General features: G+C 72.5%; 9 protein-coding genes. 8 read left to right on the top strand and 1 reads right to left on the bottom strand.

Translation table 11 applies throughout. From position 1 onward, the window contains the following. Together VMS22_12675 and VMS22_12670 are read left to right on the top strand one after the other, a co-directional pair. On the top strand, positions 1-1,998 hold a 1,998-nt coding region (locus tag VMS22_12675), incomplete at its 5' end, for an ATP-dependent helicase (GenBank protein HXJ34880.1). Positions 1,999-2,040: 42 nt separating this feature from the next. Then, positions 2,041-3,261, top strand: a complete 1,221-nt coding sequence (locus VMS22_12670) for a DUF6600 domain-containing protein (protein HXJ34879.1) — start codon at positions 2,041-2,043, stop codon at positions 3,259-3,261. A gap of 4 nt (positions 3,262-3,265) precedes the next feature. Here the strand turns inward: VMS22_12670 and VMS22_12665 are convergent, their stop codons facing one another. Further along, the gene (locus VMS22_12665; GenBank protein ID HXJ34878.1) at positions 3,266-4,027 is read right to left on the bottom strand and encodes a methyltransferase domain-containing protein; all 762 of its coding nucleotides are present in this window, start codon (positions 4,025-4,027) and stop codon (positions 3,266-3,268) included. Positions 4,028-4,091: 64 nt separating this feature from the next. Here VMS22_12665 and VMS22_12660 point away from each other — a divergent pair, with 64 nt between their 5' ends. The 6 genes from VMS22_12660 to mvk all read left to right on the top strand — a co-directional run bounded on the left by VMS22_12660 (position 4,092) and on the right by mvk (position 9,900). Continuing rightward, on the top strand, positions 4,092-4,640 hold the full coding sequence (locus tag VMS22_12660) for a hypothetical protein (GenBank protein ID HXJ34877.1): 549 nt from the start codon (positions 4,092-4,094) through the stop codon (positions 4,638-4,640). An 87-nt stretch (positions 4,641-4,727) separates the two neighbouring features. Beyond that, on the top strand, positions 4,728-5,708 hold the full coding sequence (mvaD, locus tag VMS22_12655) for a diphosphomevalonate decarboxylase (GenBank protein HXJ34876.1): 981 nt from the start codon (positions 4,728-4,730) through the stop codon (positions 5,706-5,708). Beyond that, on the top strand, positions 5,705-6,664 hold the full coding sequence (locus VMS22_12650; GenBank protein ID HXJ34875.1) for a hypothetical protein: 960 nt from the start codon (positions 5,705-5,707) through the stop codon (positions 6,662-6,664). Before mvaD ends, VMS22_12650 begins: the two co-directional genes overlap by 4 nt. Beyond that, positions 6,657-7,712 carry a type 2 isopentenyl-diphosphate Delta-isomerase gene (gene fni / locus VMS22_12645; GenBank protein HXJ34874.1) on the top strand — a complete coding sequence of 352 codons (1,056 nt, stop codon included), beginning with the start codon at positions 6,657-6,659 and terminating at the stop codon, positions 7,710-7,712. Before VMS22_12650 ends, fni begins: the two co-directional genes overlap by 8 nt. Further along, positions 7,709-8,992 (top strand): hydroxymethylglutaryl-CoA reductase, degradative, encoded by a 1,284-nt coding sequence (locus VMS22_12640; protein ID HXJ34873.1) that lies wholly within the window; start codon positions 7,709-7,711, stop codon positions 8,990-8,992. The genes fni and VMS22_12640 overlap by 4 nt, the downstream gene beginning before the upstream one ends. Beyond that, positions 8,992-9,900, top strand: a complete 909-nt coding sequence (gene mvk, locus VMS22_12635; protein HXJ34872.1) for a mevalonate kinase — start codon at positions 8,992-8,994, stop codon at positions 9,898-9,900. The genes VMS22_12640 and mvk overlap by 1 nt, the downstream gene beginning before the upstream one ends.

The raw sequence follows: 9,900 nt of genomic DNA, 5'->3' as shown, positions 1-9,900 counted from the left end.
ACCTACACGTTGCGCTCGCGACCGGACACGCGCGAGACCGTCCGCTATCGGATCGACTACGCGGGTGAGCTGAACCCCTCGCAGCTCGAAGCCGCGACGACGCTCCAGGGCCCGGTGCTCGTGATCGCCGGCGCCGGCAGCGGCAAGACGCGCACGCTCGTCTACCGCGTCGCCCGGCTGGTCGAGTCCGGCATCAACCCGGCGCAGGTGCTGCTGCTCACCTTCACCCGCAAGGCGGCCGAGGAGATGCTCCGGCGGGCGGCGGTGCTCGTCGGCGCGTCGTGCGAGCACGTGGCGGGCGGCACGTTCCACTCGTTCGCGAACCTGGTCCTGCGTCGCACGGGGCGGGCGGTCGGGGTCGCCCCCGGCTTCACCATCCTCGATCGCAGCGATTCCGAGGACGTCGTGAACCTCCTGCGGGCCCGTGCCGGCCTCGATCGCAAGGAGCGCCGCTTCCCGCGCAAGGCCGCCATCCTGGAAGTCTTCAGCATGGCGGTGAACAAGAGCACGACGGTGCCCGACCTGATCGAGACGACGTACGGGCATCTGGCCGACCACCTGGACGACCTCGTGCGCCTCGAGCGCGCCTACCGCGACTACAAGCGCGACCAGGGGCTCGTCGACTACGACGACCTGCTGGTGCTCCTGCGCGACCTCCTGCACGGCCATCGCGACGTGGCCGAGCAGCTCTCGCGCACGTACCGCTACGTCATGGTCGACGAGTACCAGGACACGAACCGCCTCCAGGCGGAGATCGTCCGCGGGCTCGCCGTCACGCACGACAACGTCATGGCGGTCGGGGACGACAGCCAGAGCATCTACTCGTTCCGGGGCGCGGACTTCCGCAACATCATGGACTTCGAGCAGCTCTTCCCGGGGACGCGGCTCGTGAAGCTCGAGGAGAACTACCGCTCGACGTCGCCCATCCTCGGGCTCGCGAACGCCATCATCGACCGTGCCCGCGAGAAGCACACCAAGATCCTGCGCGCGCGCACCGCCGGCGATCAGCCGCCGCTGCTCGTGCAGTGCGGCGACGAGCGCGCGCAGTCGCGGTTCGTCGCCCAGCGGATCCTCGACCTGCGCGAGGAGGGCGTCTCGCTCGACGACATCGCGGTGCTCTTCCGCTCGAGCTACCACTCCTTCGACCTCGAGCTCGAGCTGCAGAAGGTGGACATCCCGTTCGTCAAGCGCGGCGGCTTCAAGTTCATCGAGACCGCGCACGTGAAGGACGTGCTGGCGCACCTGCGCGTGGTGGCGAACCCACGCGACGCCGTCTCCTGGCATCGCGTGCTCCTGCTGCTCGACGGGCTCGGCCCGAAGACGGCGGGCGACGTCTTCAAGCACCTCGCGCCGGCGACCGATCTCGCCGCCGCCGTCGAGCTGATCGGCTCCTTCCCGCGCAAGGGGGCGTACTCGAAGGACCTCGCGCGCCTGGCCACGCTGCTGGTCGAGGTCGGATCGGAGGCCGTCCCGGTCGCCGACAAGGTCGCGGCCGTGGTCGGCTTCTACGCACCGATGCTCCGCCACCTCCACCCCGAGGACTATCCCAAGCGCGAGAAGGATCTGGAGCACTTCCTCACCATCGCCGCGCGCTACCGGAGCCTGGCCTCGCTGCTCGCCGACATGGCCCTCGAGCCGCCGTCCGACAGCGTCGGCGACGTGCTGGCCGCGGAGATCGACGAGGGGCTGCTCACGCTCTCGACCATCCACTCCGCCAAGGGACTCGAGTGGCGGGCGGTCTTCGTCATCGGCATGGTCGACGGACGCTTCCCGTCCCTCTACAATCTGCGTGACGACGGGGAGGTCGAGGAGGAGCGGCGCCTGCTCTACGTTGCGGTCACGCGCGCCAAGGAGCATCTCTTCCTCACCTATCCGATCGACATCTACGACCGCTCGACGGGGATGGTGCTGGGGAAACCGTCACGGTTCGTGGATGGGCTGCCCGCGACGCTGCTGCCCGGTCTTCAAGTGGTGGAGGAGGAGTACGAATGGGGCTGACCGGATCGCGCAACGAAACTCCGAACGCAGTGTTCCGCTGACATGCGCTCACGAATCGGGTTGGCGCTTGCCCTGCTGATCGCTGTGGCGGCCGCTGGACCGATCGCCGCCCGCGCCGATTGGGACGACCGCCCCGATCCCGGCGAATACGAGACCGCCCTGTCGCCCCACGGCTACTGGGTCGACGACGGCGGCTTCGGGCGCGTCTGGCGCCCGTCGGTCGCGTGGGACTGGCGTCCCTACGACGACGGCCAATGGGTCTGGACCTCGTACGGCTGGACGTGGGTCTCCTATGAGCCCTGGGCGTGGACGTTCCACTACGGAAACTGGGGCTACTCGAACCTCTACGGCTGGGTCTGGTCGCCCGGCTACGTCTGGAGCCCGGCGTGGGTCAACTGGTACTGGGGCGACGGCTTCGTCGGCTGGGCGCCGCTCGGCATCGCCGGCTACCCCATCGCGCCGAGCTACTGGAGCTACGTGCACGACTACCACTTCTGCTCGCCGCGCGTGGACGGCGTCATCATCCACGACCGGCGCTTCCTGCCCGACTACATCGTCCACCATCAGGGCCGTGGCGTCGCATACGCGCCGGCGCTCGACGACATCGAGCGCGTGAGCCGTCACCCGATCGTCCGGCGCTCGGATCGTCCGAGCGATTCGATCGCGCCGTGGGTGCACACGCGCCTCGATCGTGGCGAGCGCGTGCGGGAGCGCGTCGTCGATCGGGGCGGCGAGCGCGTGATCGAGCACGGCGGGCGGCCGCACGATCGCAACGACGCGCCGGCCGTCGTCGACGACGGCAACTGGCGGCGGCGCGGCGACGACGACGGCCGCGCGGGGGGCGTCATGCGGCCCGTCCAGCCGAACGGCGGCGGAACCCTCACGCACCGGCAACGCGACGTGGACGACGACGTCGACGCCGCGCGCGACCACGGCGGGCGCAGTGGTGATCGGCAGATCGTCGTCGATCCGGGTCCGCGGCGCCACGACGACGTGAGTCCGGGGCATCAGATGGATTCGCGCGGCTGGGCCAGCCCCGGACGGCAGGGGCCGCAGCGCGACGTCATGGTCCCGAAGGTCGATCGACGGGTCTCGCCGCAGCAGGGTGGCTCGTCGGTGGCGCAGCAAGCTCCCCGCCAGCAGGGCGCGTGGGGCGGCGGCCACCAGAGCCCGGCGGTGCGAAGCGGAGACGGCGGCGGTGCCGATCGCGGCGGCGCGTACACCGGAAGCAGCCAGGGCGGCGGCATCGTGATCCAGCGCTGACGCTCTACGGGCGGCGCGCGGTGTATTGGACGACGCGCAGCCGGCCCGTCGCGAGCGCATGCTCGATCGTCTGACGTCGGCGCACGAGCGGGTGGCCGTCGCCCAACCGCCGCGCGAGCTGTGCCCGCGCGACCTGCTGTCGCGACCCGTGCTCGACGGCTTCGGCCGTGACGTCGCGCTCCGCGATCTCGACGAAGCCGGCGCGCGCGAGATCCCGGGTACGTGAGCACGAAGGGCCGAGGATGCCAGGCAGCGGATCGGCCTGCGTGCCGACGAGGTCCTGGATGCCGAGGTGTCCGCCTGGTCGCAGGACGCGCGCCGCTTCCGCCAGCGTCCGTTCCGCCGGGCCGAGCTGCGGCAACGCTTCGATCGCCCAGACGTGGGTGAAGGCCGCTTCGCCGAAGGGAAGGCTGGCGGCGTCGGCGGCGACGTGAAACACCTGCCAGCCGAGCGCCGCGCGCCGCGTGAGACCGCCGGCGGCACGCGCCTCCGCCGCCGTTCCCGTCGCCGTCGCCGTGCATCCGAGACGCACGGCCATGTAGCGCGTGCTGGCGCCGAGCCCACCACCCAAGTCGAGCACGTGCTCGTACTTGCGGAAGATCCCGCGCGCCGCGAGCTCGTCGACGAGGCGCAGGCGCGTACCGCTCGGATGGTCGAGCCCGAAGTAGGGCATCCCGCGCGGCGCGGGTCCTCCGGCCCCGATCGTACGGACGACGTCCTCGATCGCGGCGGCGATCTCGGCCGAGGCGTCGGGCGGTGCGGGCATCGGCCGGGTACACTGGCATAGATTGCGTGCCGCCGCGCCTGTCCGATAGTGTTCGCGTGCGCCGATGGCGACCGAGCTGCGCCCGCCGGGTCCGAGTCCCGCCTGGTACAAACGGCTTCCACCGGCGTTGCAGCGTGTCGCCGCCGCGAGCGATCGCGTGACGTCGCTGCCGCTGCGCCCGGGTGCGGCGCTGATCGAGGCCGTGAACGAGCTGCCCCACGTCCTCGCGACTGCACGCGCGGTCGAGGTGCAGGTCTACGCGCAGCGGATCGCCGACGGGATCTGCAGCGCGTTTCGCGTGTCCAAGGTCTGGGTGCGCGTCGCGGAGCGGCGCCCGCACGATCAGCGCGGCGAGCTGCACGGCCTGTACACGCCCGGCGAAGCGCCCGCGCGCGACACGATCACCCTGTGGATGTTCACCGCCAAACGTGCCCAGGTCGTCGCCGCGCGGACCTTCCTGCGCACGCTGCTCCACGAGCTCTGCCACCACCTCGACTACACGCATCTCCGCCTCCGCGACTCCCTCCACACCCAGGGCTTCTATCGCCGCGAGTCGAGCCTTTTTGCGGCACTGGGGGCCGATCGGATTGACAGCGCCCGGGCCGTCCGATAGAGGCGACGCCGCTGACCGGGCGGTCTAAACCGACCGGTCAGGGGGTGCGGGAGGCTGACGAAAGGGCTAGAAACTGGCCGTTCGACGATGGGCGGCTGCAACACCACGGCACGCGCGAACGTCAACGTGGCGCTCGTGAAGTACTGGGGTAAGCGCGATCCCGTGCTGAACCTTCCCGCCAACGGCAGCATTTCCCTTACCTTGGAGGGGCTCTTCGTCGATGCGAGCTGCGCCTTCGAGGAGGGTCGGGCCGATTCGTGCACGATCGACGGTGCCCCGGCCGGCGGCGACGAGGGCGCGCGAGTGTATCGCTTCCTCGACGTCGTGCGTGCCGAAGCGGGCGTGACGGCTCCTGCCCGGGTTCGCACCACGAGCGGCGTCCCGAAGGGCGTCGGCCTCGCCTCGTCGGCGGCCGCTTTCGCCGCGCTCGCGCTTGCTGCGAGCCGCGCCGCCGGCCTTCGCCTCGAGCCCCCCGCGCTCTCGGCCCTGGCCCGACGCGGATCGGGCTCGGCGGCCCGCTCGATCTTCGGCGGCTTCGTCGTGTGGCATCGGGGCGAGCGGCCCGACGGTCGCGACTCGATCGCCGAGCCGCTGCTCGATCCGGCCGCCTGGGACGTGCGCATGGTCGTCGCCGTGACGAGCACGGCGCCGAAGAGCGTCTCGTCGCGCGAGGGCATGCAGCGGGCCGCGACCTCGCCACTCTATCCGGCGTGGGTCGAGACGGCCGAACGGGACCTCGCCGAGGCCCGCGCCGCGATTGCCGCGCGCGACCTCGAGGCCTTGGGGCTCGTGGCGGAGCACAGCGCCCTCAAGATGCACGCGGTCGGTCTCGCCGCGCGCCCCCCGCTGCTCTACTGGCGCGGCGCGACGGTCGAGTGCATCCGTCGCGTGTGGGCGCTCCGCGCCGAGGGCGTGCGGGGCTTCGTCACGATCGACGCGGGTCCGCAGGTGAAGGTCCTGTGCGAGCCCGGCGACACGGAGCGCATCGCCGCCGCCCTGCGCGAGATCGCCGGCGTGGAACGCGTGCTCACCTGCGCGCCGGGTCGCGGCGCCGAGGTCATCGCATGATCGTCGCGACGGCCCCCGGCAAGCTCTTCGTCTCCGGCGAGTGGGCCGTCCTGCGGGGCGCACCCGCCCTGGTCGCGGCCGTCGATCGCACCGTGCGGATCGAGCTCGAGACAGCCTCCGGCGAGCTCGTGATCGAATCCCTCGCCGAAGGTCGCACGTGGCGCGGCGATGCCATGACGGGCGCGATTCCGGAGGGCGACGCCGGAGCCGTGCTCGCCGCCGTTCGAACGGCGGGCGGGCTCGGTGGGCGCATCCTCGTCGATTCCCGCGCCTTCCTGATCGGCGAGCGCAAGCTGGGCCTCGGACGCAGCGCCGCCACGATCGCCGCCGCGACGGCCGCCTGCCGGGCGGCAGCGGGCGAGGATACCGGCCCGGCCGCCGTGCTTCCGGCCGCCCTCGCGGCCAACGCCGCGTTCCAGGCCGGGCAGGGCAGTGGCGCCGACGTCGCCGCGGCCGTCCACGGTGGCCTCGTCGAGACGCGGCGCGCCCAGACGAGCGCGGGGGTCGCGGAGAGATCGCTGCCGGACGGCCTGCACCTCATCGCCGGGTGGACCGGCGAGTCGGCGGCCACGACGCCGCTCGTCGGACGCTTCGCCACGATGCCTGATCCGCCCGTCCTCGCCGAGCTCACCGCGGCCGCGAGCGACGCGGCGCAGGCGGTGGCGCGCGGCGACGCATCGGGGCTCTGCGCGGCCATCGACCGGTCCGCCGACCTGCTGGTGCGCTTCGGCGACGAGACGGGGCTGCCGATCGTGACCCCGTCGCTCGGCCGTCTGGTGCAGGCGGCACGTCGCGCCGGCGCCGCCGCCAAGCCGTCGGGTGCGGGCGGCGGCGACTGCGGCATCGCGCTCGCGACCTCCGCGGGCGTTGCGGCTGCGGTGCGCGCCGCGTGGCGCGACGCCGGCATTCTCCCGCTCGACGTCACGATTGCAACGCGAGGAGTCGCCGTTGGCTGAGACCATCAGCGACCGCAAGCGCTCGCACCTGGACGTCTGCGAGCAGAGCCCGGTCGAGTACGCCGGCAAGACGACGCTGCTCGAGGAGGTCGACCTCGTGCACGACGCGCTGCCCGAGCTCGCCGTGGACGAGATCGACGTCGGCACCACGTTCCTCGGCAAACGGCTGCGTGCGCCGCTCCTCATCACCGGCATGACGGGCGGCACGGCCGAGGCGTCGGAGATCAATCGCGATCTCGCCGGGGTCGCCGAGGAGTTCGGGATCGCGTTCGGCCTCGGGTCGCAGCGCGCCATGCATCGCCGCCCCGAGCTGGCGTACACGTTCGAGGTGCGCAGCCATGCCCCGACGACCCTCGTGCTGGCGAACATCGGGCTCGTGCAGGCGGCGGCGCTGCCCACGACCGAGATCGCGCGGCTCGTGTCCGCGGTCGGTGCCGATGCGCTCTGCCTGCACCTCAATCCGGCGCAGGAGCTGATCCAGCCCGGCGGCGATCGCGACTTCCGCGGCGGCCTCGCCGCCATCGAGCGCATCGTGCGCGAGCTCGGCGCGCCGGTGGTCGTGAAGGAGACGGGCTGCGGCATCTCGCGCGCCGTCGCGCTCCGCCTGCGCGATGCGGGTGTCACGACGCTCGACGTGTCGGGCGCCGGCGGAACGTCGTGGGTGAAGGTCGAAGCCGTGCGTGCGGAAGAGCCCGGGCGCGAGCTCGGGCGCGTGTTCTCCGAGTGGGGCATCCCGACGGCTGCCGCCGTGCTCGGCGTGCGCGACCTCGGCATGGCCTGCATCGCGAGCGGCGGCGTCCGCACCGGGCTCGACGTGGCCAAGGTGGTCGCGCTCGGGGCGCGGATCGCGGGCGTGGCATTGCCGGTGTTCCGCGCGTATCGAGAAGGGGGCCTCGCGGCCGCGAGGCGCTACATCGAGCGGCTCGTCGTCGAGCTGCGAACGGCCATGGTGCTGACAGGATCACGCAACGTCGACGCGCTCGGTCGGGCGCATACCGTGCTCGGGCCGCGCCTGCGTACGTGGGTGCTTGCGGGAGGAGGAGAATGACCAGTTCGAGGATCCCGGCGTTCTATCGGTTGACGATCGAGGAGCGCCGTCAGAAGCTCGCTGAGGCCCTCGGGCTCAGCACGGACGATCGCCGTGTGCTCGAGGCGGCCGATGCGCTGCCGCTCGAGGTCGCGGACATCATGGTCGAGAACGCCGTCGGGACCTTCGCGCTCCCGTTCGGCGTGGGACTCAACTTCCAGGTGAACGGGCGCGACTACGTGATCCCGATGGTTGTCGAGGAGCCGTCGGTGATCGCCGCCGCCTCGAACGCGGCCCTGGTCGCGCGGGCCGGCGGCGGCTTCGTCGCCGAAGCAGATCCGGGGGCGATGATCGGGCAGATCCAGCTCGTGCAGGTGCCCGATCCCGGTGCCGCGATGGAGCGACTCTACGCCGCGCGCGAGCGGATCCTCGTCCGCTCCGAGGAGCTGACGCCGGGACTCTGCCGGCGCGGTGCGGGCCCGCGCGAAATCGAAGTGCGGCTCGTGCGCTCGCCCCGCGACGAGACGATGGTGGTCTTCCACGTGATCGTCGACACCGGCGACGCGATGGGGGCGAACGCGGTCAACTCGCTCGTCGAGGGGCTCGCCCCGATGGTGCAGGAGATCGCCGGCGGCGTCGTGTGCCTGCGGATCCTCTCGAACCTCGCCGATCGCCGGCTCGCGCGGGCGGCGGTCCGCGTTCCCGTCGAGGCACTCGGCCGCGACGGCATGGCGGGCGAGGAGGTCGCCGAGCGGATGCTCTACGCGTACGAGTTCGCGTGGGCCGACCCATATCGCGCGACGACCCACAACAAGGGCGTCATGAACGGCATCGACGCCGTGGCCGTGGCGACGGGCAACGACTGGCGGTCCATCGAGGCGGCGGCGCACGCCTATGCGGCGCGTGACGGCAACTACCGGTCGCTCACCACATGGGCGATCGAAGATCGGCATCTCACGGGCTCGATCGAGATGCCGCTCGCGGTCTCGACGGTCGGGCCGGCCGTCGAGTCGCACCCCCGCGTCGGGCTCGCGTTCCGCGTGCTCGGCGTCGCCTCGGCGCGCGAGCTCGCCGCCATCATGGCGGCCGTGGGGCTCGCGTCGAACATGGCGGCCATGCGGGCGCTCGCGACCGACGGAATCCAGAAGGGGCACATGGCGCTCCACGCGCGTGCGGTATCGCACGCGGCCGGCGCACGCGGTGAAGAGGCCGAGGTTCTCCGGCAGCGACTCATCGCGGCCGGCGAGGTGAAGATCGATCGCGCTCGCGAGCTCCTGCGTACGCTCGACACGAGGTCCTGATGGAGAAGGCAGCCCACGGCCGCGCCGGGGGCAAGGTGATCCTCCTCGGCGAGCACGCGGTCGTCTACGGACGGCCGGCGCTCGCGACGGGGATCGCGCTCGGCGTCGACGCGACGCTCGAGGTGGGCCAGGGTCCGCGGCTCGTCTCCGACGAGCCCGACGACGACCGCGGCGTGCGCCTGGTCGCCGAGGTGGCGCGTGCGGTCGGGCTCGATCCGTCGCGGACGATCGTGCGGGTCCGCTCGGCGCTCCCCGCCGGCCGCGGGCTCGGCAGCTCGGCCGCACTCTGCGTCGCCGTCCTGCGTGCCGCGGCGGCCGCCGCCAAACGCGCCCTCACGGTCGACGACGAGCTGGCGCTCGGTCGTCGCTTCGAGGCGATCTTCCACGGCACGCCGTCGGGCGTCGATCCGGCGGCGGCGGCGCTCGGGAGCTGCTTCCGCTTCGTGCGCGGCGAGCCCCCGGACGTGACGCCGGTCGTGCCCGGCCGTCCGATCGGCCTCGTCGTCGGGTTCGGCGAGCGGCCGCGCAGCACCGGCAGCGCCGTCGGGGGTCTGCGCGCGCGCTGGGAGACCGATCGTGCGCGCTACGAGGGCCTCTTCGACGAGATCGGCGCGATCGTCGACGACGGCATCCGTGCCGCGCGCGCGGGCGATCTCGCGGCGCTGGGCGCGGCGTTCGATCGCAACCAGGCCGTGCTGGAGGCGCTCGGTGTCTCGTCGCGCGACGTCGAGCAGCTCGTCGCCTGCGCGCGCGCGGCCGGCGCGCTCGGCGCGAAGCTGACCGGGGGTGGCGCGGGCGGCGCCGCGATCGCGGTCGGTGAGAATCCGGAGGCGCTCGCCGCGGCGCTGCGGCGGCGCGGCGTCACGACGCTGATCGTCGACGTCGCACGGGAGACGCAGGCGGCCTGA

It is taken from the genome of Candidatus Eisenbacteria bacterium (assembly GCA_035577985.1).
Lineage (GTDB): Bacteria > Desulfobacterota > Binatia > DP-6 > DP-6 > DATJZY01.
Note: the sequence above shows the minus strand (reverse complement) of the source record. Positions and strands in the feature narration are given on the sequence as shown.